This window comes from Pseudomonas sp. A0308, from assembly GCF_044218815.1.
In the GTDB taxonomy this organism is placed as follows: domain Bacteria; phylum Pseudomonadota; class Gammaproteobacteria; order Pseudomonadales; family Pseudomonadaceae; genus Aquipseudomonas; species Aquipseudomonas iridis.
The window spans coordinates 3,429,593-3,455,466 of the sequence record NZ_CP162581.1 but is presented as its reverse complement, the minus strand read 5'-3'; the positions used below and the strand labels follow the sequence as shown (position 1 = coordinate 3,455,466).

The 25,874-nt window shown below is 59.9% G+C and carries 22 protein-coding genes; 9 read left to right on the top strand and 13 right to left on the bottom strand.

Annotation, left to right across the window (positions count from 1 at the left end):
* Positions 1-83 precede the first annotated feature (83 nt).
* On the top strand, positions 84-713 hold the full coding sequence (locus AB4P92_RS15900; RefSeq protein ID WP_042561873.1) for a LysE family translocator: 630 nt from the start codon (positions 84-86) through the stop codon (positions 711-713).
* Here AB4P92_RS15900 and AB4P92_RS15895 read toward each other — a convergent pair.
* The 6 genes from AB4P92_RS15895 to AB4P92_RS15870 all read right to left on the bottom strand — a co-directional run bounded on the left by AB4P92_RS15895 (position 710) and on the right by AB4P92_RS15870 (position 8,876).
* Positions 710-2,845 (bottom strand): hypothetical protein, encoded by a 2,136-nt coding sequence (locus AB4P92_RS15895; RefSeq protein ID WP_395597856.1) that lies wholly within the window; start codon positions 2,843-2,845, stop codon positions 710-712. The two genes, AB4P92_RS15900 and AB4P92_RS15895, sit on opposite strands and share 4 nt — an antisense overlap.
* Positions 2,832-4,019: a DUF3142 domain-containing protein gene (locus tag AB4P92_RS15890; protein WP_395597855.1), complete on the bottom strand. Its 1,188-nt coding sequence runs from the start codon at positions 4,017-4,019 to the stop codon at positions 2,832-2,834. Before AB4P92_RS15890 ends, AB4P92_RS15895 begins: the two co-directional genes overlap by 14 nt.
* A 172-nt stretch (positions 4,020-4,191) precedes the next feature.
* The gene (locus tag AB4P92_RS15885; protein ID WP_395597854.1) at positions 4,192-5,025 is read right to left on the bottom strand and encodes a class I SAM-dependent methyltransferase; all 834 of its coding nucleotides are present in this window, start codon (positions 5,023-5,025) and stop codon (positions 4,192-4,194) included.
* A 40-nt stretch (positions 5,026-5,065) separates the two neighbouring features.
* Positions 5,066-5,953 (bottom strand): class I SAM-dependent methyltransferase, encoded by an 888-nt coding sequence (locus tag AB4P92_RS15880; protein ID WP_395597853.1) that lies wholly within the window; start codon positions 5,951-5,953, stop codon positions 5,066-5,068.
* The gene (locus tag AB4P92_RS15875; protein WP_042561878.1) at positions 5,950-7,254 is read right to left on the bottom strand and encodes a glycosyltransferase; all 1,305 of its coding nucleotides are present in this window, start codon (positions 7,252-7,254) and stop codon (positions 5,950-5,952) included. Before AB4P92_RS15875 ends, AB4P92_RS15880 begins: the two co-directional genes overlap by 4 nt.
* Positions 7,248-8,876: a glycosyltransferase gene (locus AB4P92_RS15870; RefSeq protein ID WP_210623266.1), complete on the bottom strand. Its 1,629-nt coding sequence runs from the start codon at positions 8,874-8,876 to the stop codon at positions 7,248-7,250. The genes AB4P92_RS15875 and AB4P92_RS15870 overlap by 7 nt, the downstream gene beginning before the upstream one ends.
* Positions 8,877-9,302: 426 nt before the next feature.
* On the opposite strand from AB4P92_RS15870, the gene AB4P92_RS15865 reads away from it, so the two are divergent.
* The 8 genes from AB4P92_RS15865 to AB4P92_RS15830 are packed head-to-tail and all read left to right on the top strand — an operon-like array spanning position 9,303 to position 18,312.
* A complete protein-coding gene (locus AB4P92_RS15865) occupies positions 9,303-10,217 on the top strand; it encodes a GDP-mannose 4,6-dehydratase (protein ID WP_047304317.1) in 915 nt (304 codons plus the stop codon).
* Positions 10,214-11,185, top strand: coding sequence for a GDP-mannose 4,6-dehydratase (gene gmd / locus AB4P92_RS15860; RefSeq protein ID WP_047304319.1), 972 nt, complete (start codon positions 10,214-10,216; stop codon positions 11,183-11,185). The genes AB4P92_RS15865 and gmd overlap by 4 nt, the downstream gene beginning before the upstream one ends.
* Before the next feature lie 3 nt (positions 11,186-11,188).
* Positions 11,189-12,631 carry a mannose-1-phosphate guanylyltransferase/mannose-6-phosphate isomerase gene (locus tag AB4P92_RS15855; RefSeq protein ID WP_395597852.1) on the top strand — a complete coding sequence of 481 codons (1,443 nt, stop codon included), beginning with the start codon at positions 11,189-11,191 and terminating at the stop codon, positions 12,629-12,631.
* Complete coding sequence (locus AB4P92_RS15850; RefSeq protein ID WP_047304323.1) at positions 12,632-13,429, top strand: ABC transporter permease; 798 nt, start codon at positions 12,632-12,634, stop codon at positions 13,427-13,429.
* Positions 13,429-14,694: an ABC transporter ATP-binding protein gene (locus tag AB4P92_RS15845; RefSeq protein ID WP_047304325.1), complete on the top strand. Its 1,266-nt coding sequence runs from the start codon at positions 13,429-13,431 to the stop codon at positions 14,692-14,694. Before AB4P92_RS15850 ends, AB4P92_RS15845 begins: the two co-directional genes overlap by 1 nt.
* Positions 14,691-16,067: a glycosyltransferase family 1 protein gene (locus AB4P92_RS15840; protein WP_273877413.1), complete on the top strand. Its 1,377-nt coding sequence runs from the start codon at positions 14,691-14,693 to the stop codon at positions 16,065-16,067. Before AB4P92_RS15845 ends, AB4P92_RS15840 begins: the two co-directional genes overlap by 4 nt.
* Positions 16,051-17,181, top strand: a complete 1,131-nt coding sequence (locus AB4P92_RS15835; protein WP_395597851.1) for a glycosyltransferase family 4 protein — start codon at positions 16,051-16,053, stop codon at positions 17,179-17,181. The genes AB4P92_RS15840 and AB4P92_RS15835 overlap by 17 nt, the downstream gene beginning before the upstream one ends.
* Positions 17,182-18,312 (top strand): glycosyltransferase family 4 protein, encoded by a 1,131-nt coding sequence (locus tag AB4P92_RS15830; protein WP_395597850.1) that lies wholly within the window; start codon positions 17,182-17,184, stop codon positions 18,310-18,312.
* Between the two features lie 62 nt (positions 18,313-18,374).
* Here AB4P92_RS15830 and AB4P92_RS15825 read toward each other — a convergent pair whose 3' ends face one another.
* The 7 genes from AB4P92_RS15825 to AB4P92_RS15795 form a co-directional block, all read right to left on the bottom strand.
* Positions 18,375-20,405, bottom strand: coding sequence for a pyridoxamine 5'-phosphate oxidase family protein (locus tag AB4P92_RS15825; protein ID WP_395597849.1), 2,031 nt, complete (start codon positions 20,403-20,405; stop codon positions 18,375-18,377).
* A gap of 45 nt (positions 20,406-20,450) precedes the next feature.
* Positions 20,451-21,077 carry a glutathione S-transferase family protein gene (locus AB4P92_RS15820; protein ID WP_047304334.1) on the bottom strand — a complete coding sequence of 209 codons (627 nt, stop codon included), beginning with the start codon at positions 21,075-21,077 and terminating at the stop codon, positions 20,451-20,453.
* 114 nt (positions 21,078-21,191) lie between these two features.
* Positions 21,192-22,109, bottom strand: a complete 918-nt coding sequence (locus tag AB4P92_RS15815; protein WP_395597848.1) for a LysR family transcriptional regulator — start codon at positions 22,107-22,109, stop codon at positions 21,192-21,194.
* A gap of 10 nt (positions 22,110-22,119) precedes the next feature.
* Complete coding sequence (locus AB4P92_RS15810) at positions 22,120-23,319, bottom strand: Fic family protein (RefSeq protein ID WP_395597847.1); 1,200 nt, start codon at positions 23,317-23,319, stop codon at positions 22,120-22,122.
* A 311-nt stretch (positions 23,320-23,630) separates the two neighbouring features.
* A complete protein-coding gene (gene copD / locus AB4P92_RS15805; protein WP_395597846.1) occupies positions 23,631-24,566 on the bottom strand; it encodes a copper homeostasis membrane protein CopD in 936 nt (311 codons plus the stop codon).
* A gap of 3 nt (positions 24,567-24,569) precedes the next feature.
* The gene (gene copC / locus AB4P92_RS15800; RefSeq protein WP_395597845.1) at positions 24,570-24,953 is read right to left on the bottom strand and encodes a copper homeostasis periplasmic binding protein CopC; all 384 of its coding nucleotides are present in this window, start codon (positions 24,951-24,953) and stop codon (positions 24,570-24,572) included.
* 56 nt (positions 24,954-25,009) lie between these two features.
* Positions 25,010-25,873, bottom strand: coding sequence for a copper resistance protein B (locus AB4P92_RS15795; protein WP_395597844.1), 864 nt, complete (start codon positions 25,871-25,873; stop codon positions 25,010-25,012).
* Position 25,874: the final 1 nt, after the last annotated feature.

The window sequence follows — 25,874 nt, the reverse complement described above, 5'->3', positions numbered from 1 at the left end:
TTTTGAAGCGGACTACGCAAGCACCTGCCCCGCTCTTCGGCCCTAGACTGACCTCACCAAATCGACAACGAAAGGGGTGTGGCATGGCGAGTCTCTGGCTGTTTTTCCTGGCATTGGCTGTGGTTTTTCTTTTGCCTGGGCCGGACATGATCCTGTTGCTGCAAACCGGCGCCCGTCAGGGTCGCGGTGCGGCGCTGGCCACCGCCATCGGTCTTGGGATTGCCAGGGGTTGTCATGTCGCGTTGGCGGCGCTGGGGCTGGCCGCGTTGTTCAAGGCTGCGCCGTGGACGTTCGAAGTGGTACGGCTTGCCGGGGCGGCGTATCTGCTGTGGATCGGCATTCAATGTCTGCGCAGCACGCTGGTGCCGATCCTGAATGGCGGGGATGTTGCCCAGACTCAGGGCCAATGGCGTGAAGCGGTCCGGCGCGGCTTGCTGACCAATCTGCTCAATCCCAAGGCGCTGTTGTTCTGCTCGGTGCTGTTGCCACAATTCATCGTCGCCGACGGTGCACCCGTGCTGACCCAGTTCGCCATGCTCGGCATGCTGCTGGTCGGCGTCGGCTTGCTGTTCGACAGCGCCTACGCCTTGACCGGCGCGGCGCTGGGCCGTTGGCTGCAACACAGTCCAACGGCCCAACGGGTTCAACAATGGCTGTTCGGCAGCCTGTTGATCGGCTTTGCGCTGCGCCTGACGTTCATCCAGCAAGCTTAGCTTTTACGTGCCTTGCGCCGGCGGCTGAACACCAGCAACGACGTGCCAATCACCAGCAGGATCGCAGCGATCTGTACCGGCCACTTATACGGTCTCAGCGTGGCGCGCACCGAATCGGTCACTTGGGTGACATAACGCTTGTCAGCGTTTTCAAAATCCGGATATGGGCATTGATTGCCAAAATCCACCGCCCACGGCACGTAAGGCCCTTCCTTCACGTAGCGTTGATACAGCGCGCTTTGTTCTTCCAGGCTGCTGTTAAAACCAGCGGCGTTACACAACACGGCGGCGAACGCCTGACTGGTGTGGGGCAAATTATCGGCAGCACGACTGGCCAGAGCGGTGGCGACAAACCGATAGTGGAAACGCTGATCCGGCTGAGCTTCGCTGATTTTCTGGCGTTGCACCTCGGCTTCGCTCACCAGCGGCCCGACTTTCAACTCAGTGTTTTCCAGGCTGAAGCCGCCACCAAACACCGCGTAATCCGGCGCCATTTCATAACCGAGAATGTCCATGCCCCACTCGCGGGCGGTCCACGCCGCGTTATACAACGCGCTGGCGCGTGTGGTTGGCCACCACGCGGCATCAGCCTTGAGCCGCTGCTCGGCATAAAGGCGAGCCTTGTGTTGCAGATCGGGGTTGTCGAAATAGCTGATAGCCGCCTCGTAATGCCCTTCGCGCAACAAACGTCGGCCTAACAGATTGCGCAGTTTCGCCGCCACTGACAGCGGCACGTAGTTGTCGCGCTCCTCTTGGGTCACCACCGCAGGGGCCGGAACCGTTTCGTCAACATACTGCTTGAGTTCGTCGACCGTCAGCACCCGCTCGGCGACTGCTGCGGCATCGAACCAGTAGACGTCATTGCTGCGAAACAACTGCACGAAGGCCTGCAGGTATTCACCGCGTTGCAGTGCGAGAATTGCGCTTTCCCCCTCGACCCGACATTTAGGCTGGACCGTTTCATAGGCCCAGTCTGTCGTACGCCGATAGCCCCAATCCTCGGTCTGCGGGAAGGCCTGTGCGGCTTTGGCGTAGGCTGCCGCAGCGGCATTTTTATCACCGTCGCGCAGCGCCAGTTTCGCCCGCAACCACCATGCGAGTCCGCCGTCGCCGGCATTTTCGAGGAAGGCTTTGGCGCTGGCATAGTCACCCTGTTGATAATTCACAGCCGCCAGCCGATCAGCGTTTTCGAGGCTGCCACGGGTGCTGTTTTGCAGAAGCCTTACCAGTTTTTTCTCGTTCGGCGGTTCATCGCCGAACGACCAGCCCTGACGACTGAGCAACGATGCGGTGACTAGTTGCTGCACCGGTTTGTGTTCCAGCAATCGTGCCAGCTCAACCTCGGGCAGCTCCGCCAGCTCATTCATCAACTGCTTCAGCGAGGTGTTGCCTACCGCAGAACCGTGCAGGTTCTGCGCCTCATACAGTTCAATCGCGCCGGCCCAATCGCCAGTGGTGTGCAATATCCGCGCTTCTTCCCCGAGACTGGCGACGCCGAGCTCCAGCGGATCGCTGAAACCATCGATGCTCAGTTGGCGAGTCTGACGAAATGCTTCGCGCGATTTTTCCAGCGTCTCGACCCCGTTGTTCGCCTCAGTGCTGATGGCAAACCAGGCGCGCCCCAGGGAGTACGCGGCCCACGTGCTGCGCAAGGAGCGCTGATCCGACGGCAGCGCCAGTAACCTGTCGAAATACTCGACCGCCAGCTGATGATCGCCCGTCGCGAACGCCACCGCGCCTGCCACGTAAAGACGAATTTCCGCTGGCAGACTGGCACCCTGCGCCTCGACCTGACGCGCATCCGTCAAACCGCGCAGTTGTTTGACCAGCGCCTGTTGTTCTGGCTTGAGCCCGACCTGCTCGGCCTTTTCACGCTGTTCGACCGTTTCAGTCGACTCCGCATAGGATTCGTTCGGGTTGTAGGTCGCGGCCGTGACGTTCTTCAGCCCGGCGATGGTTTTACCCAGGCGACTCAGCTCAAAGTTGAAGTTGCCCTCAGGCAGCTCCGACATCGTCTGCCCGCGATTATCGAGCAGGCGCATCGGGAAGTCCGGGCCGCAGGCCAGCGCCGAACCCAGCGGCAGGCTGAGGCTCAGGCAGAGCAGATGGCGGGGCCAGTTACGGGTCAACATGCGAACCTCCTTGATCAATATTTGCGCAACGCGCCCAACCAATGGCGCGCTGCCCGTTCGCTGGCAATCGGCCGTCGCGAAGGCGGGTGAAGGTAAGCAGATCCGGACTTTGTTGCAACGAGTAACCGGCGAGCGCGTCAGCGCCTTCGCAATCCCGGACCTTCAGGGTGATCTGTGCGGGCCAGGCGCTGTCGAGGTTGCCGGTATTGTTGAGCTTGATGTCGTAGAGGCCGCTCTGCTCGCTGAACGTCACGTCGAGTTGGCTGTACAGCGTATCGCCCCGCGCTACGGCGCGCAGCGTGGTCAAACTCCAGGCGCGACGGTCGTTGACCAGCGGCAGGCGAAACCAGATCAGCCCGGTCAGATGTTTTGGCGGATCGTCACGCAGCGTTTTACCCAGTCGGTTCAGTTGCAGCGGATCGGCCAGCAATTCGCGGCGCTCTCCGCCACGTTCAAGCTGAACCTCGCTTTCCACAACCGGTGCGCCGCCGACATCCGGCAACAGCGCCACGCCATAGGCCGGTAGCGCCAGGTAGAACGGTTTGTCGGTGAGCCGCGCCCAAGCCTTGGCCCACTTCAACGCTTGATCAGGGTCAAACAAGCCTCGCCGCGGATCGCTGACCGCATGCACTTGCAGCACGCTGCTGTCGACCGTAGACAGCAGCGCAGGCAGCTGCGAACTGTCGAGCCACGCCGGCAGCGCGGTGATGCTCAGCGGCAACGTCGTCGGCAACGCGGAGCGCAGACGAGTGAGGAATTGTGCGTAGGCCGGCAGCCGCGCATTGCCAGCGTCGTGGTCGATCTCCACGCCGCTCAGGGTCAGACCTTGCGCCTGCCAATCTGCAACGACCTGAAGAATCTGCGCCGTGACCTGTTGCTGATCCAGCGCCTGGAGCTGGCCGTCGAGGCGGATCACCGCGATCAATGGACGACCATCGTTTTTCAGCAGCGGCGCATCGATGCGCGCCCGGCTCCATCCTTCATGGGGGAAGGCCTGCAACGCCAACACGCGCAGGGTGGAAAAATCACTTCGGCTGTCGCGCAATGCCGCCTCATGGGCTGGCGTCCATTGGCGTTGCCAGACGTAGAGTTGCTGGTCGAGTGGCGGTGCGGTCTGCTGATCGCACCCCACAAGTAACAGCAACGTGATCAGAATCGAATAACCAAACCGCATGAAGTCGCTAATCCCTGCCGACGAAAAATGCAGGGTACACAACATCCTGTAGGAGCTGTCGAGTGAAACGAGGCTGCGATCTTTTGATTTTGATTTTTGAAATCAGGATCAAAAGATTGCAGCGTGCCGCAGCTCCTACAGTGAGATCCAGCGATGCCTTGAGGTAAGCGGCTCAAGGCTTGCGGGCAATGATCACCTGACTCTTCGCCACCACCGTTTCCAGCGCATCTTTGATCTGTGCGCCGCGGGGTGACGAGAGCAAGGCTTGCCAGGTATTGGCCCAGTGATTGAGCAACGGGTGATCGGGGTTGCTCAGGTCGACCTTCGCCTCCCAGAACAGCAGCATCCACATCGACCAGTAAAAGCCGTACTGACTGTGGCTGATGACCTCAAGACCGGCTTCACTGACCATGGTCTTGAACTGTTCTTCGCTGATGATGCGAACGTGATTGGGCTTCTCGTAATACGCCGGTGCAGCAATGTCTTTTTGCAGGTCTTCGGAGCTCGGGTGCGGCACGCTTAACAGATACAACGCCCCCGACTGGCCGACGCGCACCAGTTCGGTGAGGAACTGCGCCGGATCGTCGACATGCTCGAGGACTTCGGTGGAGACCACGCGGGTGGCGGTGCCATCGGCAATCGGCAGTGGATTGCCGTCGGTGACGTGGCACTCGACACTGCGCGCCGGGGTCTCGCTCAAACGCTGGCGGGCCTGTTCGATCTTGTCGCCGTCAATGTCGGCGACAATGAGCCGCGCCCCGCGCCTGCCACAAAACTGCATGTTGCCGCCGTCACCGCAGCCGACATCGATCACGATGTCATCCGCCGATACCGGGAAGCCTTTATAGAGCTCTCCCGTCTCCTCGTTGAACCAGCCACTGAGCTGGGCATCGTGCAGACCGAGCATGAACGGATCGACCTTCTCGGCGACCGGCGTGACCGCCGCGACGGGCGCAGCAACCGGGGCGGGGGTCGCCGCTGTGAGTTTTCTCAAAAAGCTCAGCATGAGGTGACTCCAAAATTGATATTCATGATCGGTTCGCCGCTCATGACGTCTGTCCCGCGTCCAGCGGTTTGCGGGCGATGATCACCTGGCTCTTGGGCATGAAACGGTCAAGCGTCTGCTTGATGGCGAGGCCTTCGGGTTGATCGAGCAAGTCCTGCCAGGTTCTGGCCCAGCTCTCCATCAAAGGCATGAACGGCTCCTGGATTCGATCCCGTACCGCACCGGCGGGGTCCCGACCGGCCGCACGTTCGCCGGCCCAGAAAAAGATCATGCCCATCACCCAGAAAAAACCGTTGGCCTGACGATGCTCGATCACCAGACCCGCGTCCTCTACCAGCGCGGCGAAGCGCTCCTCGGTGTAAATCTGCACATGATTGGGAGACTGGTAGTAACTGGCCGGAGCAATGCCTTTTTGCAGCTGTTCGCCAATCGGCGCCGGCACGCTGAGCAGGTATTGCGCGCCGGGACGGCCCATGCGCACCAGTTCGGCCATGAACGGCTCAGGCTGGTCGATATGCTCCAGCACTTCCATGCACACCACTTTGCTCGCGCAACCATCGGCCAGCGGTAACGGCAAACTGTTGCTGACCAGCCCGAGATTCGACTGGCGACTTTGCGCTTCGACCTGACGAGCAAGGTCGCGCACCTTGTCCAGTTCACTGTCGGTGAAGATCACCGAGGCGCCTTGGCGGACCGCAAACAGTGTCGCTACACCTTCGCCGCAACCCACATCGAGCAACGTATCGTCAGCCGTGATTGCAAAGCCCTTGAGCAACTCGCCGCTGTCACCCAAAAACCAACCGTCGAGGACGGCGTCACGCAAACCGACGTCGCGCGGCGACACCGTATCGCGCGGAGCCGGCGTCGGCTCTGGCAAGGAGACCGCTACAGGTGCCGGGCGAAAGCGGGCGAGCAGACGCCGGATCATGCGCCCGAGGCTTCCACGGATACTGCCTCGGCGGTGGCTGAGCGCTGGGCAAAAAATGCCCGCAAACGCTGTTCGGCGGTGGTCTGGCTACAAAACCGCTGCAGGCTGCGCACGGCTTCGGCCGACATTGCGGCGTAACGCGGCTGATCGGCTTTCGCCACCTCATAACTGGCGCGATAGGCCGCACACAGCGAATCCCAATTGGTCATGTAACGCATCGTGCGGTAGGCGGCGCGTGGGTCATGCGGCCAGGCCGTCAGCTCTTCGGTGAAGTCGACGATGAACGCGTTGTCGCTGTTCACGTAGTCAGCCATCGCCGTGTTCAGTGGCGCAATGGCCGGTTTGCCGCATGACATGAATTCCATCAGCGGCAGGCACTGGCCTTCACCGTATGAACTGTTGACCACGAAGCTGGTGGCTTGCACCAGCCGTTCGTAATCACCGTCCGCCAGATAACCGTGAATCAGCACGATCCGGCATTGGTAGGACTGGTTCTTGTACAAGTGGTGGAGCATGTCGGTGAGCGCATTGGCGATGTCGTGGTGCGTGAGTTTCAGCACCAGCGTCGCATCGGCAGTGTCACGGAATGTCGTGCAGAACGCGCTGATCATGTCCTGCCAGTTCTTGCGCCCGTCGTAAGGATTGAACACCGAGGTGTAGACCACGCCCTCCAGCTGCAACGGGCAATCCTGCGCCGGCGCGGCAAAGGACATCGGGGTGCCTTCGCAGCGTCCGGGTGGACCGTAAGGCCGCAAGTCGACGGTGCGACTGTCAATCAGCAGCCCGCGCAGGTTCAGCGTGACCGGCTCGACCACAGGGTGTCGTTCCAGATGCTCACCGCGGGCGGCGAAGCGATCCCACACCGGCGCGGGGATCGCACAGACCGGATAGTCTTCGCCCATCACATCGCGCACGGTGTTGACCGTGAATGTCGAATGGGTAATCGCCCGGCCACATGCTTCAAGCACCACACGCCAGTCGTGGCGCGGTTCGCCCTGCCAGCTCTCGGTGGGAATGGTGCTGAACTCCCAGGCAAACACCGGGATGGTCGGGCAGGCGTAATGAATCGGCGTGCGGTGCGGTGGAGAGAACGACAGGTAGATGCACTCTTCACCCCGGCTCAGACAGTCGAAATACAGGCGATCCACCAGTTCGTCGGGGTTGCTGACTTCGATGACCTGACCAATGCGCTCCAGCACCGGGCGGAACTCCTTGAGCACAAAGTAGTAGCTGTACTCGGGCCGTCCGAGGTTTTGCTGGATGTTGCTCTTGTTGGTTTCCGAATGAATGATGATCAACATGAGGCAGTCCTCGACTCGGCTGTCAGCGGCGTGGTTTCGCTCTGCGCCTTGAGTTCGAAAAACTGCATCACGCGCTGCTGAACCGGGGCGAAGCCGCAGTAATCGCGCATGCGTTCATTGGCTGCCGCGGCCATCGCCTGATACGCATCCGGATGGTTTTTGGCCATGGCGTAACTGTCCTCATAGGCGGCTTTCAGCGAGCCCCAGTCCGGGCGATGGCGCAGGGTACGGTAGAGGATGCGCACATCCTCCGGCCAGATCGTCGGCTCATGGCTGGACTTGACGACGAATCCGACCCGCTCATCGATATAGTCGTGCATCGCCGTGTGGTTCGGGGCAATCACCGGTTTGGCGCAGGACATGAATTCCATCAACGGCAGGCACAAACCTTCGCAGCGCGAAGCGTTGACGTAGAAACTCGCGGCACCGTAAAGCCTGGCGAACTCCTCGTCGTCCAGATAGCCGTGCATGACCACCACCCGACAGGCAAACGGCGAGAGTTGCGAGAGCAAGGTGATCAAGTGAACGTAGTAGCTCGACAAGTCGTTCTGGGTGATTTTCAACACCAGCGTGGCGTCTTCGTTGTCACGCATGGCCCAGCAGAAGGCGGTGATCAGGTGATGCCAGTTCTTGCGACCGTCGGCGGGATTGAACACGCTGACATAGACCACGCCACTGACGTCGATCTGTACCTGCTCGTTGGTGTCGGGCAACGCCGCTTGCGGATGGGCGTCAGGTTGCATCGCCTCGCTCACGGTGGTGGGCACCGGCAAGGGTGCTGCTGGCGCGGCCGGCGTGCGCAATTTCGTCAGTTGCTGGCGGATGGCATTTGGCACTACATCGCACAAGGCTTCGCGATACCACAGCAGCAGGTTGTGCTTGAGTAAAAAAAGCGGCGGGTGTTCAGCTGGCGCCGTCAGCGCCCGGAAGCTTTCGCGCAAGTAGTGTTTGGAAATGAATACGCGTCGGCGCAAGGTCAGTGGCACAGGTACTTCGGGTTCCGGCTCTGGTTCCACCAGGCCGCGAGTTTCCAGCTCCTGCTCATTGAATATCGGCGCGATCAAGCCATCGGCGGACAGCCCCAGTACTCGGCTGTCGATGATGCAGCCCTTGATCTGCAGCGTGGTGCCCGGGTTTACCGGGACACTTGGAAAGTCTCTGCGCACGTGCGCAAAGCGCTCCCACAACGGTGTGGGTAGTACCAGCACGGGGAAGTCTTCACCCAAAGTCCGGCGGATCGCCTGCGCGGTATGGGTGGACAAGGTAATCACCCGGCCATGACGTGCCAGGGTCTGGCTCCAGTCCTGACGAGGATCGTCGTCGCAGCACTCGGACGGGATCGAGTCATACTCCCAGGCAATCACGCAGACCATCGGGCACTGCAGATCGATCGGGGTTTTGTGCGGTGGCGAAAACGAAAGGAACAGGCATTCCTGACCGGCCTCGCTCAACTGCCGGTACAGCGGATCGACCTCGTCGACCGACGCCACCACATGCACGCGGCCAAGGCTTTCCAGCACCGGCCGATAAGCCTTGAGCACGAAGTAGTAACTGTATTCGGGACGCCCGAGACTCTGGCTGATGGAACTGTCGTTGACGTCCGAGTAAAGAATGAAATTCATGGCATCCCACGATGAAGCCGCCATCCCGACCGCTTCATGCTATGACGGCCCGACGTCGGATCAAGTCGGCATCACCGGGGCTTGAACTTCATCTACAGGCACGTCTTCGTTCTTGTTTTAGTGGTTGGTTTCACCCTGTTGCGCAACACCCACGGTGAACTTTGGGCAATCGCGACGAAGGGCATTCTAAACACATCCGTCGAGGATTCGTGAACCGCACGATGAGAAAAATCTGACTACGCTAACGAGAACTGACCAGTCACGGTTTGCCTGTTGAAATTGCCGCGCAATTGGCACAGATTGGCACCAAACAACTACAACAACTGACTTCGCCTGCCGTCTTGCCGTTTTTCTCCATCGGTCTGACAGACTTCCCCTCAAAGCATGTGGGAAAGCGGCGCAAGTTCAAGACCAAGGGGTCGCGGTTTGAAAAAGCGTCTGTTCATTACGGGCCTCAGTGGCTTCGTGGGACAACATATTCAGTCACGATTGGCGCTACCCGATTCGCCGTGGGAGCTTCTGTCTGCCGCAACGCCCTACGACCTCACGGACGCGGGCAGCCTCGTCGATCTCTGGCCTCAAGTACCCGACGCGGTCATCCATCTGGCCGGGCAGACGTTCGTCCCCGAAGCCTTTCGCGATCCGGCGCGCACGCTCGACATCAATCTCATCGGCACCCTCAACCTGTTGCAAGCCCTCAAGGCGCGCGGCTTCGCCGGCACCTTCCTGTACGTCAGCTCCGGCGACGTCTACGGCCAGGTCGGCGAAAGCGCTCTGCCGATCACTGAGCTGCAACCGCCCTGCCCGCGCAACCCTTATGCGGTGAGCAAACTCTCGGCGGAGTTCCTCAGCCTGCAATGGGGCATGAGCGAACAGTGGCCAGTGCTGGTAGCGCGGCCGTTCAATCACATCGGCACCGGGCAGAAGGACAGTTTCGTCATCGCCAGCGCCGCCCGCCAGATCAGTCGCATCAAACAAGGCCTGCAAGCGCCACAACTGGAAGTCGGCGACATCGACGTGACCCGCGACTTCCTTGATGTCGCCGACGTGATTTCGGGCTACTTCGCGCTGCTTGAAAAAGGCCAATCTGGGCAGGTCTACAACATCTGCTCGGGGCGCGAGCAAAGTATCCGCAGCCTGATCGAGCAGTTGGCAGATCTGGCAGAAGTCGAGATGCAACTGGTTCAGGATGCGGCGCGCATGCGGCGTGCCGATCAACGCCGCGTTTGCGGCAGCCACGCAAAACTGGCCACAGCCACCGGATGGGCGCCAGACATCACCACACAACAATCCCTGCGGGCGATCCTGTCCGACTGGGAGAAGCGAGTACGACAAGAATGACAAAAAGTGCATTGATCACAGGCATCACCGGCCAGGACGGCGCATATCTGGCCAAACTGCTGCTCGACAAAGGCTACAAGGTCTACGGCTTTGTGGCTCGGCGCAGCAGCGATTCACGCTGGCGCCTGCGCGAAATGGGCGTCGAAGCCGACATTGTCTACCTGGACGGTGACATGGCCGACGCCTGCTCGGTACAGCGCGCCGTGATCAAGTCGACCCCGGACGAGGTGTACAACCTGGCGGCGCAAAGCTTCGTTGCCGCCTCCTGGGATCAACCGGTGACCACCGGCATCGTCGATGGCCTGGGCGTCACTCACTTGCTCGAAGCGATCCGCCAGTTCAGCCCGCACACCCGGTTCTATCAGGCCTCGACCAGCGAAATGTTCGGTCTGATCCAGGCTGAACAGCAGGACGAGAACACACCGTTCTACCCGCGCAGCCCGTACGGCGTGGCCAAGTTGTACGGTCACTGGATCACCGTCAACTACCGCGAAAGCTTCAACCTGCACGCCAGCAGCGGCATCCTGTTCAACCATGAATCGCCACTGCGCGGCATCGAGTTCGTCACGCGCAAGGTCACCGACGCCGCCTCCCGTATCAAGCAAGGCAAACAGCAGGAACTGGCTTTGGGCAACATCGACGCCAAACGCGACTGGGGTTTTGCCGGCGATTACGTCGAAGCCATGTGGCTGATGCTGCAACAGGACAAACCCGACGATTTCGTGGTCGCCACCGGTGTCACCACCACGGTGCGCGAAATGTGCCGCATCGCCTTCGATCACGTCGGCCTCAACTACCGTGATTACGTGAAGATCGACCCTGCGTTTTTCCGCCCGGCCGAAGTCGAAGTGCTGCTCGGCAATCCGGCCAAGGCTCAGCGCGTGCTGGGCTGGAAGCCGAAAACCGACCTGGATACCTTGATCCGCATGATGATGGACGCGGACATGAAACGCGTCGCCAAGGAGTAGGCCATGCTGATCCCCGTGATTCTGTCCGGCGGTGCCGGCACCCGTTTGTGGCCGGTGTCCCGCGAGGGCCATCCCAAGCCGTTCATGACCCTGCCCGACGGCCAATCGCTGCTGGGCAAGACCTACCAGCGTGCGGCAGCGTTGCTCGACGGTTGGGGCGACATTGTCACGGTGACCAACCGCGAGTACTACTTCCAGAGCAAGGATCACTACTGCGCCGCCCACGTGTCGCGCCATCGCGGGCACTTCCTGCTGGAGCCGACCGGGCGTAACACGGCTCCGGCAATCGCCGCAGCGGCACTGTCGCTGCAAGCCTTGCATGGCGATGACGCGATCATGGTGGTGATGCCAGCCGACCACTTGATCGTCAATCAAGGCGCGCTGAAAAGTGCGGTCGAGCATGCGGTCAATCTGGCGAAAGACGGTTATCTGGTGACCTTCGGCGTGATCCCGACAGCCCCGGAGACCGGCTTCGGCTACATCGAAACCGGTGCGCCACTGGACGCCAAAGGCGCGGCCAAAGTGCAGCGCTTCGTGGAAAAACCTGATCTTCAAACTGCCACGCATTATCTGGAGAGCGGCAACTTCCTGTGGAACTCGGGCATGTTCTGCTTCACCACCGCGACGGTGATTGCCGAACTGCAACTGCACGCACCGCAAATGCTGGAGCAGACCCGCACCTGCATGGCTGCCAGTGTCCCGGTGGAAACCGTTGGCTGCCTGCAGCAGGAATTGTCGCCGGAGTTGTTCGCTGAAATTACCGACATCTCCATTGACTACGCGCTGATGGAGCGCTCGGAAAAAGTCGTGGTGGTGCCCGCCGGTTTTGACTGGAGTGACATCGGTTCGTGGAACGCCGTAGCTGCACTGGTGCCAGCCGATGCCGACAACAACCGCGCCAGCGGCGAAGCGATATTCATCGACAGCCACGACAACTTCGTTCAGAGCGAAGGTCGGCTGGTGGCCGCCGTCGGTGTGGATAACCTGATCGTGGTCGACACCGCCGATGCCGTACTGATTGCCCACGCTGACCGCGCGCAGGATGTCCGGCGCGTCGCCAAACAACTCAAGGACGAATCCCACGAAGCCTATCGCCTGCATCGTACGGTCAGCCGCCCTTGGGGCACCTACACCGTGCTCGAGGAAGGCCCGCGCTTCAAGATCAAGCGCATCGTGGTCAAACCCGGCGCCAAGCTGTCCCTGCAAATGCACCATCACCGCAACGAACACTGGGTGGTGGTCGAGGGCATGGCCAAGGTCACCAATAACGGCAGCGGCACGACGCTGGTGGCCAAGAACGAATCAACCTTCATTGCCGCCGGCCACAAGCATCGCCTGGAAAACCCCGGGGTAATCGACCTGGTGATCATCGAAGTGCAAAGCGGCGAATACCTGGGAGAGGACGACATCGTTCGCTTCGAAGACCAATACGGCAGGACGGTTTGAATGCTGCTTTCCCTGTACCGCTCGCTGCGCAGCTACCGTGGATTCATCCTCGGTAGCGTCAAGCGAGAGTTTCAAGCGCGGTATCGCAACTCGCTGTTTGGTGCGCTGTGGACCGTGCTCAATCCGCTGTCGATGATCATCGTCTACACGGTAATCTTCTCCCAGATCATGCGCGCCCGCCTGCCAGGGGTGGACGATGGCCTGGCCTACAGCGTCTACCTGTGCGCCGGCCTGCTGACCTGGGGTCTGTTCGCCGAAATCACTACGCGCAGCCAGAGTATGTTTCTGGAAAACGCCAACCTGCTGAAGAAAATCAGCTTCCCGCGCATTTGCCTGCCCGTGATTGCGCTACTCAATGCCGGCATTAACTTCGCGATTATTCTAGGGCTGTTTTTCGGCTTTCTGCTGATCAGCGGACGCCTGCCCGGCATGGCCTTGCTGGCGCTGATACCGCTGCTGATTCTGCAAGTGGTCTTCGCCGCCGGACTCGGCATGCTGCTGGGCATTCTCAATGTGTTCTTTCGCGATGTCGGGCAAATGTTCGGTATCTGCCTGCAATTCTGGTTCTGGCTAACACCGATCGTGTATCCGCTGTCGATCCTGCCCCCGGGCATCCAGCACGTGATCAGCCTCAACCCGATGACTGCGTTGATGACCAGTTACCAGAATGTATTCCTTTACAACCAATGGCCGGACTGGTCCTCCCTGACGCCGTTGCTGATCATCGGACTCGTGCTCTGCGCCCTGGCGCTGCACCTGTTCCGCCAACGGGTTGGTGAAATGGTGGATGAACTCTGATGGGGCACATACGCGTCAGTGGCCTGGCCAAGGCTTACAAACAGTACCCCAATCGCTGGAGCCGGTTGTTTGAATGGCTGGTGCCGTTTTCCCGGCCCCGGCATCACTTGCACTGGGTCTTGCAGGACGTTGATTTCGAGATTCAGCCCGGCGAAGCCGTGGGAATTGTCGGCGTCAACGGCGCGGGCAAAAGTACTCTGCTGAAGATGATCACCGGCACCACTCAACCGACCTGCGGACAGATCCAGTTGCAAGGTCGGGTCGCCGCGCTGCTGGAACTGGGCATGGGCTTCCACCCCGACTTTACCGGTCGCCAGAACGCTTTCATGGCCGGCCAGTTGCTGGGGATGCAGGTTGAAGAGATCGACGCGCTAATGCCGCAAATCGAAAGTTTTGCCGAAATCGGCGAAGCCATCGATCAGCCGGTGCGCACCTATTCCAGCGGCATGCAGATGCGTCTGGCGTTCAGTGTCGCCACAGCGCGGCGCCCGGACATCCTGATCGTCGACGAAGCGCTGTCGGTCGGCGATGCCTATTTCCAGCACAAAAGCTTCGAGCGCATCCGCAGCTTCCGCAAGGCCGGCACCACGCTGCTGATTGTTTCCCACGACCGCTCGGCCATCCAGTCGATCTGCGATACCGCGATCCTTCTGGAAAACGGGCGTCTGGCCATGCGCGGCAAGCCCGAAGAAGTCATGGACTACTACAACGCCATGCTCGCCCAGCGTGAAGGCCAGATCGTGCGTCAGGAGATGCTCGCCAACGGTCAGGTACAAACCATTTCCGGCACCGGCGAAGCCGGAATCATCAGCGTGCGCCTGCTCGATGCGCAGGGGCGCAGCCTCGAAGTGGCGGAAGTCGGCCAGCCAGTGGTGCTGGAAGTTCAGACAGAAGTACGTGAAGACATCGAACGGCTGATTCTCGGCTTCATGATCAAGGATCGCCTGGGCCAGGCGATTTACGGAATCAATACCCATCGCCTCGACAAACCGGTCGTCGAGCTCAGTGCAGGTGATCGCGTAACGTTCCGCTTCGCCTTTGACATGCGTCTGGGCAAGGGCAGTTATTCGGTGGCGCTGAGCCTGTCGCGGCTGGATTCGCACCTGGACCGCAACTTCGAGTGGCGCGACTACGGCTTGATCTTCCATGTGATCAACAACCGTCAGGAAGACTTCGTCGGCTGCGCCTGGCTGCAAGCGCACACTGAAATCACTCGCTCCAGTGGCAACCTCACGCCAACGCCTGATACGGAGATCTCGCGATGACGCGATTGTTGGTGGAATGCACTTACGTGTTCGAACACCCAAGCGCCAACTCGGGCATTCAGCGCGTGGTCCGCAACGTCATCCAGCAATTGCCGGCCGCCGACGAGAACGTTGAATGCATTCCGGTGGTGATGATCGGTGGTGGTCTGTATCAAGTTAAGAGCCTGGCGCCACTGAAATCGGCAAAGCTGGATCTGATCAGCCTGCGAGTGAAACTCGAGCAGTGGGCCAATGCTTTCTGGTTGCGCCACCGTGCATTGGAGCGCCGCCGTCCATTCAACCAGTCGCATTTCGCTCGCCGCGTGTTGTACGTCGGGTGCCGGCTGAGTGCTTTCGCCTGTTTCAGCCTGCCGAGGCGCCTGCTGGAGCGAGCCCTCAAGGGCAAGCAAATTCCCGAGCGCTGCGTGCCGTTACAGCATCGGGCTGGCGATCAACTGGTACTGCTCGACTCGTCCTGGCACGCCAATTTTTTCCCCCTGGCCGAGCAACTCAAGCGTGACGGGGTCGGTATCGTTTCGGTGATCTATGACCTGATTCCGCTGACCCATCCACAGTTCTGCGATGCCGGGCTGGTCAAAGTGTTCAACGACTGGTTCGACTGGATCGCCCGCACAGCGGACGGCTATGTGGCAATTTCGGCGACCATCCGCGATCAGGTGCGCGAGGAAATGCTGCGGCGCATCGGTTCGCAACAGGTCGCACAGCGCTGGTTCGATTATTTCCATCTCGGCTCGGAACTGGACTTGAGCGACACCGATACCAAGGTAGATCAAGGCTTGCTGCACATGTTCAAAACAGCCGAACCTGTGTTCCTCATGGTCAGCACCATCGAGCCGCGCAAAAACCACGCTTACCTGCTCGATGCATTCGAGCGCGCCTGGGCCACGGGGTCCACAGCGCGGTTATGCATCGTCGGCAAGATCGGCTGGAAGTGCGAAGCGTTGATCGAACGTATCCGCCGGCATCCCGAGCTGAACCGCCGCCTGTTCATGTACAACACACTCTCGGACAAAAGCCTCGAACATGCCTACTCCCATGCGACGGCGCTGGTATTCCCGTCCTATGTAGAAGGGTTCGGTCTGCCACTGGTGGAAGCGATGCAACGCGGTTTACCGGCGATGGCCAGTGATATCCCGGTGTTTCGCGAGATCGGCGGCGATTACATGGCGTATTTCGACCTGGCCAACCCGCAGAGCCTGACCCACCTGATCACCGACATGGAACGCAGCCGGGTCTTTCCAGCACCGCTGAGCCTGGAACAGTGGCGCTGGCTGAGCTGGCGCGAAGCGAGTGCGCAACTGGTTGAACGCATCGAGCACAATTTGCATCCTTCGCCGGCAATCCCGGAGAGCCAGCATGCGCATTGCTCTTAACGCCCGGATTCTGCAGGCGCCGCGCACCGGCATCGGCCACTACGTCGCCGAACTGGTCAACGCCTTGCGCAGCGAGCCCGACGTCGAAATGACGCTGTTTCATGGTTGGGGCTGGAGTTCGGCGCTACCGGAAGCGGCCATGCCCGGCTATTCGCGTTTGACGCCACTGCTGCGGCAAATTCCCGGAGCCTATCAGGCACGGCGCTGGATGGAGCAAAAGCGCTTCGATCAGGGCCGCGCGCAAGGCATCGACCTGTATCACGAGCCCAGTCTGTGGCCGCTGGCTTTCGATGGCCCGACGGTGATCACCCTGCACGATCTGACGCATCTGCATTTTCCCGAGACTCAGCCCTCGGCTCGGCTCAGGGAAATCGAGCGACGGCTGGCCCTTGGCATCGAGCAAGCGCAGGTGATTCTGACTGACTCACAGGCAATTGCCGACGAGGCGCAAGACTATTTCGGACTGCCCGCCGAGCGTTTTGTGGTGGCGCCACTGGGCGTCGCCGAGCGGTTTCATCCACGCGAAGCCGACACGATCAGCGCGGTACTCAAGGCTCATGCCGTGCAGGCTCGCGAGTACTTCCTGTGTGTCGGCACGCTGGAGCCACGCAAGAACCTGAGCCTGGCGTTGCGCGCCCATGCCCTGCTGCCGGAAGCGGTGCGCGAACGCTTTCCGCTGTTGATCGTCGGCATGGCCGGTTGGCAGCGTGAGCAGCTCAGTGAAGAGCTGCGCCGTGCGTTGGCCAGTGGAAATGTTTGCCTGCTCGGCTACCTGCCTGATGAACAAGTGGCGCAACTGCTGGCCGGCGCTCGGGCACTAATTTTTCCGTCGCTGTATGAAGGCTTCGGCCTGCCAGTACTGGAGGCGATGGCCAGCGGCACGCCGGTGGTGGTCAATCGCTCTTCGGCAATGCCGGAAGTGGCGGGGGCTGCCGGCAACTATATCGACGCCGACGATGCAGACGGCTTGCGCGATGCGATGAGCCGACTGATCGACGATCAAACACATTGGCAGGCATGCCGAGAAGCCGGCTTGCAGCAGGCGCGGTTTTTTTCCTGGCAGCGTTGCGCACAGGCCACGGCCGGTGCCTACCGCCAGGCCATGGGAGGTTGAATGCGAGTTCTTCATTTCTTCAAAACGTACCTGCCCGATTCGGTCGGCGGCATCGAACAAGTGATCTTCCAACTGTGCGAAAGCGGCGCCCAGCATGGCATCGATGGCCAAGTGCTGACCCTCAGTGCTGATCCAAATCCACCCGTGGTGAAGCTGGGTCAACACGAAGTGCACCGGGCAAAACTCGATATACAGTTCGCCTCCACGGGATTTTCCTGGAGCGTGTTCAAACAGTTTCGCGAGATGGCGGCCGAGGCCGACGTGGTCAATTACCACTTCCCCTGGCCCTTTATGGACCTGGTGCATTTTGCCAGCGGCATGAACAAACCGAGCGTGGTCACTTACCACTCCGACATCATCCGCCAGAAACACCTGCTCAAACTCTATCGGCCGCTGATGAACCGTTTTCTCGCCAGTGCCGACCGGATTGTCGCGGCGTCGCCGAATTACCTGCACACCAGTGATGTGTTGCAACAGTTTCAAGACAAGACCCGGGTGATTCCCTATGGCTTGAACAAGGCAGGTTATCCACAGCCTGATAGCGAACGAATCAACCGTTGGCGCCAGCAGCTTGGGGATAAGTTTTTCCTCTTCGTCGGGGTCATGCGCTACTACAAAGGCCTGCACATCCTGCTGGATGCCATGAAGGACGTGGATTATCCAGTGGTCATCGTCGGCGCGGGTCCGCTGGAGCAAGCGCTGCATGCCCAGGCCGCCACGTTGGGTCTGCGCAATATTCACTTCCTTGGGCGCTTGGGGGATGAAGACAAAGTCGCCTTGCTGCAATTGAGCTACGCCATTGTTTTCCCATCGCATCTGCGCTCGGAAGCGTTCGGCATCTCACTGCTCGAGGGCGCGATGTACGGCAAACCAATGATCTCCAGCGAGATCGGCACCGGCACCAGCTACATCAATATCCACAACGAGACCGGGCTGGTCGTACCGCCAAGTAATCCACAGGCGTTTCGCGAAGCCATGCGCACCTTGTGGGAGAACCCCGATCGCGCTGCCGCCATGGGCGCCAAGGCCGAAGCCCGTTACCGGCAGTTATTCACAGCCGATGAGATGGGCCGCAAATGGACAGAGTTGTACCAAGAGCTGCTGGAAGAAAAATCCTTGTCCTACGCCTGAACTGGCTTGGAATCCACTCCCTGTAGGAGCTGCCTTCGGTAGCTCCTACAGGGGCGCTAGCATTACAAATCCAGCACCAGCGGCTGATCGCTTTGCGCCGGCACCGCACAACAAATCAACACATGCCCCGCCTCCGGCACTTCGGCCGGGGGCTGTGGATAATTGACTGCGCCGCTGACCAGCCGTGTCTTGCAGGTGCCGCACGAACCGCCGCGGCAACTGAACTCGGGGCGCAATCCGCGACTTTCCGCCAGCTCCAGCAAACTGCTGCCGTCCGGCTGCCAGCGCGCTTCCTTTGCCGAACGCTCGAACACCACCGGCACGGATGTGGTGGCTGCGGGCGGTTGTTCAATGACAATCGCATCCGGATCGGCGCGACGCTTGAGCGTCGAAGGGCCGAACGTTTCGGCGTGAATCTGCGCATCGCGCACATCCAGCTCACGCAAGCCGTCGTAAAGCCCTTGGGTAAAACCGCCGGGGCCACAGACCACAAAATCAATTTGATCGTAGTCCTCGACCTCCAGCAGATCCCTTAATACCGCGCCGTCGATCCGCCCGCGCACGTCGAAATCCTCGCCCTCGTGCGCGTCCGCTTCCGGCTGACTGAGCAACCGCAGGACCCGCACCGCGTCGCCAGCGCTTTCCAACAAGCGATCCAGCTCCCTTCGAAAAGGCTGATCGGCCAGGCTGCGTGAACTTTGCAGCAACCACGTCGGACGAATCCGCCGCGTGCGCAGGCCTTGATAAATCACCTCGCGCAGCATCGACAGTAGTGGCGTAATGCCGACCCCGGCGGCCAACAACACCAGTGGCCGTCGCTCCAGCGGCGCTACGGTGAAATGCCCCTGAGGCGCCCGCGCCTCCACTACATCACCCACCTGGATCTGCTCATGCAGATGGGTCGACACGCGACCTTCGCGCTTCACGCTGATCCGATAAAAACCATCCGATGGCGCACTCGACAGGCTATACGTGCGGATGTGCACCTCGCCGTCGAGGGTAAACCTCACAGGCAAATGCTGGCCCGCAAGAAACACCGGCAAACCGGCGCCATCGTCTGGCTCCAGATAAATCGAGCGGATGCTGTGGCTTTCCATTTCGATCTTCGCCACGCGCAACGGCCGCCATTGGTTACGCAGGGCTTGCGCCTGCAAACGCGCATCGGCTTGTGCCCAGTTTCCGGTCAACAGACTGGTGGGCGACATGCCGTCGAAGCGCCAGCGCAAGGCCAGCGCTGCTGGCCTGCGAACCAGTTTCTCCACCTCGAATGTCCAAAACCGTTCGGCGCCTTGAAACGCCTCGATCTGCGGCCCTTCCAGGATGATTTCGGTACGCCCGCTGAGTTGCAGCAGATCGCCTGTGGAAAAGTCGATGAACAGCAAGCCAGCCTGGGGGTTGAGCAGTAGATTGCCGAGGGTGTTGAAGTGCAGATTGCCGGCAAAATCCGGGATGGTCAGACGATTGCCTTCCACCCGAACGAACCCGGGCTGGCCGCCACGATGGGAAACGTCCACCGCACGCTGACCATCGACATCGACATAACTGGCGACAAAGAACGTATCGGCGCCTTCGATCAGCGCTTTGGCTGCGTCATCAAGGGTGTCGAGATGCTGAGGTGGGCGCGTCTGCGGATCACTCAGTGGCACGCGCTGAAACTGGCGCAGCTGAATGTATTGCGGACAGTTGCCAAAGGCTTGATCGACGCTCACATCGAAACCGTTAACGCCTAGATCACCGATATGGCCGTTGAGGCGATTGCGCCGCCGCGTATGCAGTTCAATCCCGAGCAACCCGATGGGCTCGCCGTTACGCAATTGCGCCGGATCATCGCCGGCGGGCAACGTGCTGAAACGCAGATGCTCGGCATCAGGCGAATGGGCAAACCCCGGCGCGCCTTCGAGCACGCTGGCCCACGGACGACCTTGGGCATCGACCGCGCCGTACAGCATGAAGGGAAGTTGCTGATAGAACTCGCGGTGCTGGTCGGGCATCCAGGTGCGAATCACCTTACGCCCGAAAGCCTCCATGCGTTCGGCAACGCCTACATGGGCCTGTAACTGTTGCTCGCCAGCGTGCCACGGTGAACGTTCCATCACGACCTCTCCCCTGCGCCCTCGGCGCAACGTGGATTGCGGGAATCAGACTGCGGTTTGCAGACCGGCGACGGTGCGCGGCATGCCGACGAAACCGGGCAGTGCTTCGACCCGGGCCAGCCAGGCGCGGACATTGCCGTAGTCGTCCAGCGAGACATTGCCCTCCGGGGCGTGGGCGATATAGCTGTACGCCGAAATGTCGGCGATGGTCGGCTCATCGCCTGCCAGATACGCGGTTTTCCCCAGCTCAGTGTCCATGACCGTGAGAAGGTTGTGCGCGCGAGTGATCAGTTCTTCAGCGTTCAGTTTGGCCCCGAACACCGTGATCAGCCGCGCTGCCGCCGGGCCAAATGCAATCGGCCCGGCCGCAACCGACAACCAGCGCTGCACCCGTGCCGCACCGACCGGATCGCTCGGCAACCACCGACCGTTGCCGTACTTTTGCGCCAGATACACCAGAATCGCATTGGAATCAGCCAGCACCACGCCATTGTCATCAATGGCCGGGACCTGGCCAAAACTGTTGATTGCCAGATATGCAGGCTGCTTGTGCTCGCCCTTCGCCAGATCGACCAGGATGGTCTCGGTCGGCAATTGCAGCAGCGACAGCATCAGTTCCACCCGATGGGCGTGGCCGGAACGCGGGAAGTTGTAAAACTTGATCGGTTGCATGGTCGACTCCACTGGATGATCGCACCGCTCGAGGGTTGGCAGCGCTGATGGGAGCCATCTTCCACCTATCTGCAAAGCAACAGAATCACCAGTATTCGCAATCGATCATTTCATCTAATGCAATAACGCGGCGTTTTTCAGCGATGGATGCTCACGCAGAGCGTTCACCGTGAAATCAACAAAGCTGCGCACCCGCGTCGGCGCTTTGCGCCCGCCCTGATACACCACATGAATGGGCAGCGGCGGCAGTTCGAAGTCGGCAAGGACGATTTCCAGCTCACCTGCCGCCACTTTGTTTGCCACCTGATAGGAAAGCACCCGCGTCAGCCCGAGGCCGAGGCAAGCCGCTCTGATCGCCGCCTGATTGGCGGTGACCATCAGACGCGGCTCCGGGCGCACGATCAGCGATTCGCCCCCCTCAAGGAATGGCCAGTTGCGCATCTGGCCGGTGGCCGTAGTAGCGACGACGGGCAAGCCATTCAACGCTTGTGGATGCTGCGGTCGACCGTGCTCGGCCAGATATTGCGGCGAACCACAGACCACGCGCCTGACCTCACCCACCCGAATCGCATGCTGATTACTGTCCGGCAGCTCACCGATGCGCACCGCCACATCGACCCCCTCCTCGACCATGCTCACCACCCGATCCACCAACAACGCGTTGATCGAAACGTCCGGATACTGCGTGAGATACCCGGTCATCACCGGTGTGACAAACAACTCACCGAACAGCACCGGCGCTGTCACCGTCAGTTGCCCACGAGGCTGGGCGTGACTGCCTGCGGCCGAATCCTCCGCTTCCTGCACCTCGGCGAGAATTCTCCGACAGTCCTCCAGGTACCGCTGACCCGCTTCGCTAAGGTGCACGCTGCGAGTGGTACGGATCAGCAATTGCGTGCCGATTCGTTGCTCCAATGCAGCAACGGCGCGGGTGACGCTCGCAGCCGACAAACCGAGGCGCCGCGCGGCGGCGGAGAAGCCCTGGTCTTGAGCGACGGCGGCGAAGACCTGCATTTCCTGAAAGCGATCCATGACTCAACTCCTATACCGCTGCAGTCATCCGCTGATGCAAATCAGGGAACAGAAGTTGGGCAAACCAGATCGGTAACCCGGGATACAGGTCGCGCGCCTTTGGTGTTGCACTCTCGACCAACCCGAGCTGTACCAGACTTTTCAACTGGTCAGTTGCCACTCGATCAGACAGTCCGGTGAATATTTTGAAGTCGGCGCGGCTCAGTGTCCCCTGAGTCAGCAGAACATGCAGTGCGCGGGCAACTTCCGGCTTCACCCCCGCCTTCTTGATCCGCTCTTCCCACACGAAAATGGTATGCAGCCTTTCGCGCATGTTTGAAATGTTCAGTGCGCGCTCGGTGTATTTCATCTGGTCCAGGCAAGTTTCCAGCATGAATCCAACAAACTCGAACAAACCTGCCTGAGTCAGTTGCCCACGGCCATCCAGATCCCCTCGTCTCGGTTTGTCAGCATTGGTCAATCGTGCGTAATAGGCCTCCTGCTCGCGAGCCAGTCCACGAGATAAAGACCATAGCGGCGAAACCAACCCCAGCTTTTGCAACTGCAGGTGAGTGAGCAGCCTGACTGTGCGGCCGTTTCCATCGACGAAAGGATGCACCCATGCCAAGCGGTGGTGATAAGCCATGACGGAAAGTAACCGGCTCCGCGCATCCGGTAGTCGACCGTAAACCTGCTGCATACGGGTCAACATGGGGCCGACGGATTGGCTCGGTGGTGCTGCGTGATTACCGACCAGAACCTCTCTACTCGCAATATCACGCAATTGCCCTGGCACCAACCGAGTACCGTCGCTCAGGCCCAACTGTTCATCACTGGCACAATGGAAAAGACGTCTGTGCAGGCGCGCAACAAATGCGGGGCTGAACATCGTTTCCCAGGTTAGATCCTTATACACAGCCAACATTCTTTCAAAGGCCTGCTGAGTACCGATGTGGGTCATTGCAAGCTCTGTCAGCTCCTTGCGATGGCGTTTGGGAGCAGTCGGAGCGAGTGTCACCGGCTCAGTGAATTGGCCTTCGATCAAGTTGCTGTAGAAGCTGCTGGTCACGCGCAGCAAACCGCCTACGCGTTGCAACATTGGCGGAGCGACCATTGCACTGAGCTTTCCTGCCTGGAACGGCACCTGCTCAGCCAACTGCAATATTTCACTCGGAAATACCGGCATCAGCGGCTCAAGCCAGTGGGTCCCAATAGTCGACTCAGTGCTCATCGTATCTCCAGAACCGCGGATTTTATTGCGGATTCAAGAGTACGCTCAAAGCCTCTAATTACATAGCCTAGCGTTACGTAGGAGATTTCTGAAGTAGAGGTAGTTAGCGGATTTTATTGCGGATTTCTTGAAAGAAATAAATGCATTACTGGAGACAGGAATCCAGTTTCCTACACAAGAGCGCGAAAGCTGGTGATCTTAAGGATTAAAAACTGTCTCAGGCAGTGCACGTAATCCGTGCGCTTCGCCTTGGGGCGTTGATGTGGCTATAGCTCACACGCAATAACTATGAAGTACAACTTTTGGCAATGCTAACTCGATGCTATCCCCATTTCGGGACTCAAGGTTCCCAACCAAGCCACTAGTCCCACAATAAAAAACGCTGTCGACAATTCGACTAACACACTGCGCCGTAACGCACTCGCCGCCACTCGATACTTCCCCTCCCTAAACGACCGCTCCAAAAGGGGACCAAGGTGAAATCGGTTCCGTGCGGCCAGCATCAGCATCCCGGCAAACAACATCACTTTAATGATCAGTAACTTCCCGTAAGTGCTTGGAAGCAAGACATCGAATTTTGGGCCCACGATGAACAGGTAGTTCACGACGCCTGTGACGGTGATGGCGACGACGATTAAGGCTCCCACCGATTCGAATCGGGTGACGGTCCGGGCCAGCAATTTGATGCTCTCTTCGGTTTGCAGCATGTCCCGTCTTGCCATCCAGGCAAATGCGACTAAAGCGCCGAGCCAGGCCCCTGCCGCCAGCAAGTGCAGTATGTCCGTTGTAAAATGCCAAAAACGACGACTGCCTTCGTCCATTGCCCCATGACCGTTCCAGGCCAGACTTCCAAGGGCGATCCCGCCAGCAATAGCGGCGACCAACAAGCTAAAGCCAGGCGCACGCTGGTTCAACATCATAGCCAAACCGGCAAAGACCAGCACAACGATGCGCACGACCCAGGCCCGCCCGACATCCATCTCGACTACCATCATCTCAATATGCGGACGCAGCTGAGCGAGGTCCAACTCCCCACTCATGGCACTTGCCATCATCACCATGCTGGCGACAGACACCAGCACACCGAGTACCGCCGTACCCGCCACGATAGACCGAAACGGCAACACGGCACCCGACACTCGCTCTGGTCCTTTAAAACTGTACAAGCCGAAAAGTGCCACGCCAAAGAGCAGCATCAAATCCAGGTACACGCCGAAGCGCAGGGCAATGCTGACCCAATCGCTCATCAATTACTTCACTTTGAACGTGACGTTGCCGGTGATCGGGTGAGTGTCCGATGACACCGCGCGCCATTCGACTTTGTAGCTGCCGACGGGCAAAGGAGAGAGCGGCGTGATGATCATGGTTTTCGGGTCGCTGCCGCCAGAGACTTTGGCCTTCATGGGCATCGGGGCGTGGGCCATGCCGGACATTTCGGTCATGACCAGTTTCGCGCCGGAGAACTGGGTCACGAGATTTTCGGAAAAGTGCAGTTCGATCTTGCTGGGGGCCGCGCCTTCCGCGCCTTCCTGTGGCGTAGAGGAGAGCAGTTTCGGGTGTGCCTGAGCGAATGGGCTCAGCAGCAGCCCGGTGGAAAGTGCGATGGCAACAACGGTGGTTTTGATCGGGCGCATACAAGACCTCTGACCGCTTCAAGCGGTAATTATTGTGATTGTTAAGTTGACGCGTTCTAGAACCACAGCCGGCCCCCCAGGACCAGACGTGCTTCGCTGCGATCCTCGCCTTCGTCGTTGGCATAATCAGCTGTTTTGCCGTAGGTGCGGTTCCAGGTCACGCCGATGTAGGGCGCAAACTCACGACGAATTTCATAACGCAGACGCAGGCCCGCTTCAGTGTTGGACAGGCCAGAACCGATGCCGCGTTGCGGGTCGTTTTTGCTGTAAACATTAAGTTCTGCAGTTGGCTGCAAAATCAGTCGATTAGTCAGAAGGATGTCGTAGTCGCCTTCCAGTCGTGCGGCGGCTTGGCCACCCTCGCCGATAAACGCCGTGGCCTCGGCTTCAAAGTTGTACAGCGCCATGCCTTGCACGCCAAACGCCGCCCAGGTTTGCGGGGCGCCGGGTTTGAAATCCTGGCGAACGCCGGTTACCACGTCCCACCACGGAGAGATTGCGTGGCCCCACAGCGCCTGGACTTCCGCATCTTCGGTCTTGCCGTTGGTGCGTTCGCCTTCGGAGCGCAGCCACAAACGGTTGACGTCGCCGCCGATCCAGCCGGAGAGATCCCAGGCCAGGGCGCTGACGTCATCGGCGTCCTGCCACTCAAGTTTTTCTGCGAGAAAGAACGTGTTGAGCGCGGCGTCGTGCACCTTATGCCCACCCGGACTGACAAACACAGCGGCGCGATCGGCATCGGTCAACGCCGGAATCGGCGTGCGACTTTCGGTCGGCGCAGCGGGCTGCATTTGGCCGTCGTCCATGCTTTGCATCTGGCTGTGGTCCATGTTCTGCATGCCGTCCGTGGCCGCCATCGCCGAGGACAGTGTCAGGCTCGCGGTCACGAGCGTTAAAGAAACTGGAGTGATCCTGATCATG

Excerpts from the sequence above, each read along its gene's own strand:
- AB4P92_RS15900 (WP_042561873.1), top strand. The coding sequence starts at position 84 with ATGGCGAGTCTCTGGCTGTTTTTCCTGGCATTGGCTGTGGTTTTTCTT.
- AB4P92_RS15895 (WP_395597856.1), bottom strand. The coding sequence starts at position 2,845 with ATGTTGACCCGTAACTGGCCCCGCCATCTGCTCTGCCTGAGCCTCAGC.
- AB4P92_RS15890 (WP_395597855.1), bottom strand. The coding sequence starts at position 4,019 with ATGCGGTTTGGTTATTCGATTCTGATCACGTTGCTGTTACTTGTGGGG.
- AB4P92_RS15885 (WP_395597854.1), bottom strand. The coding sequence starts at position 5,025 with ATGCTGAGCTTTTTGAGAAAACTCACAGCGGCGACCCCCGCCCCGGTT.
- AB4P92_RS15880 (WP_395597853.1), bottom strand. The coding sequence starts at position 5,953 with ATGATCCGGCGTCTGCTCGCCCGCTTTCGCCCGGCACCTGTAGCGGTC.
- AB4P92_RS15875 (WP_042561878.1), bottom strand. The coding sequence starts at position 7,254 with ATGTTGATCATCATTCATTCGGAAACCAACAAGAGCAACATCCAGCAA.
- AB4P92_RS15870 (WP_210623266.1), bottom strand. The coding sequence starts at position 8,876 with ATGAATTTCATTCTTTACTCGGACGTCAACGACAGTTCCATCAGCCAG.
- gmd (WP_047304319.1), top strand. The coding sequence starts at position 10,214 with ATGACAAAAAGTGCATTGATCACAGGCATCACCGGCCAGGACGGCGCA.
- AB4P92_RS15855 (WP_395597852.1), top strand. The coding sequence starts at position 11,189 with ATGCTGATCCCCGTGATTCTGTCCGGCGGTGCCGGCACCCGTTTGTGG.
- AB4P92_RS15850 (WP_047304323.1), top strand. The coding sequence starts at position 12,632 with ATGCTGCTTTCCCTGTACCGCTCGCTGCGCAGCTACCGTGGATTCATC.
- AB4P92_RS15845 (WP_047304325.1), top strand. The coding sequence starts at position 13,429 with ATGGGGCACATACGCGTCAGTGGCCTGGCCAAGGCTTACAAACAGTAC.
- AB4P92_RS15840 (WP_273877413.1), top strand. The coding sequence starts at position 14,691 with ATGACGCGATTGTTGGTGGAATGCACTTACGTGTTCGAACACCCAAGC.
- AB4P92_RS15835 (WP_395597851.1), top strand. The coding sequence starts at position 16,051 with ATGCGCATTGCTCTTAACGCCCGGATTCTGCAGGCGCCGCGCACCGGC.
- AB4P92_RS15830 (WP_395597850.1), top strand. The coding sequence starts at position 17,182 with ATGCGAGTTCTTCATTTCTTCAAAACGTACCTGCCCGATTCGGTCGGC.
- AB4P92_RS15825 (WP_395597849.1), bottom strand. The coding sequence starts at position 20,405 with ATGGAACGTTCACCGTGGCACGCTGGCGAGCAACAGTTACAGGCCCAT.
- AB4P92_RS15820 (WP_047304334.1), bottom strand. The coding sequence starts at position 21,077 with ATGCAACCGATCAAGTTTTACAACTTCCCGCGTTCCGGCCACGCCCAT.
- AB4P92_RS15815 (WP_395597848.1), bottom strand. The coding sequence starts at position 22,109 with ATGGATCGCTTTCAGGAAATGCAGGTCTTCGCCGCCGTCGCTCAAGAC.
- AB4P92_RS15810 (WP_395597847.1), bottom strand. The coding sequence starts at position 23,319 with ATGAGCACTGAGTCGACTATTGGGACCCACTGGCTTGAGCCGCTGATG.
- copD (WP_395597846.1), bottom strand. The coding sequence starts at position 24,566 with ATGAGCGATTGGGTCAGCATTGCCCTGCGCTTCGGCGTGTACCTGGAT.
- copC (WP_395597845.1), bottom strand. The coding sequence starts at position 24,953 with ATGCGCCCGATCAAAACCACCGTTGTTGCCATCGCACTTTCCACCGGG.
- AB4P92_RS15795 (WP_395597844.1), bottom strand. The coding sequence starts at position 25,873 with ATGATCAGGATCACTCCAGTTTCTTTAACGCTCGTGACCGCGAGCCTG.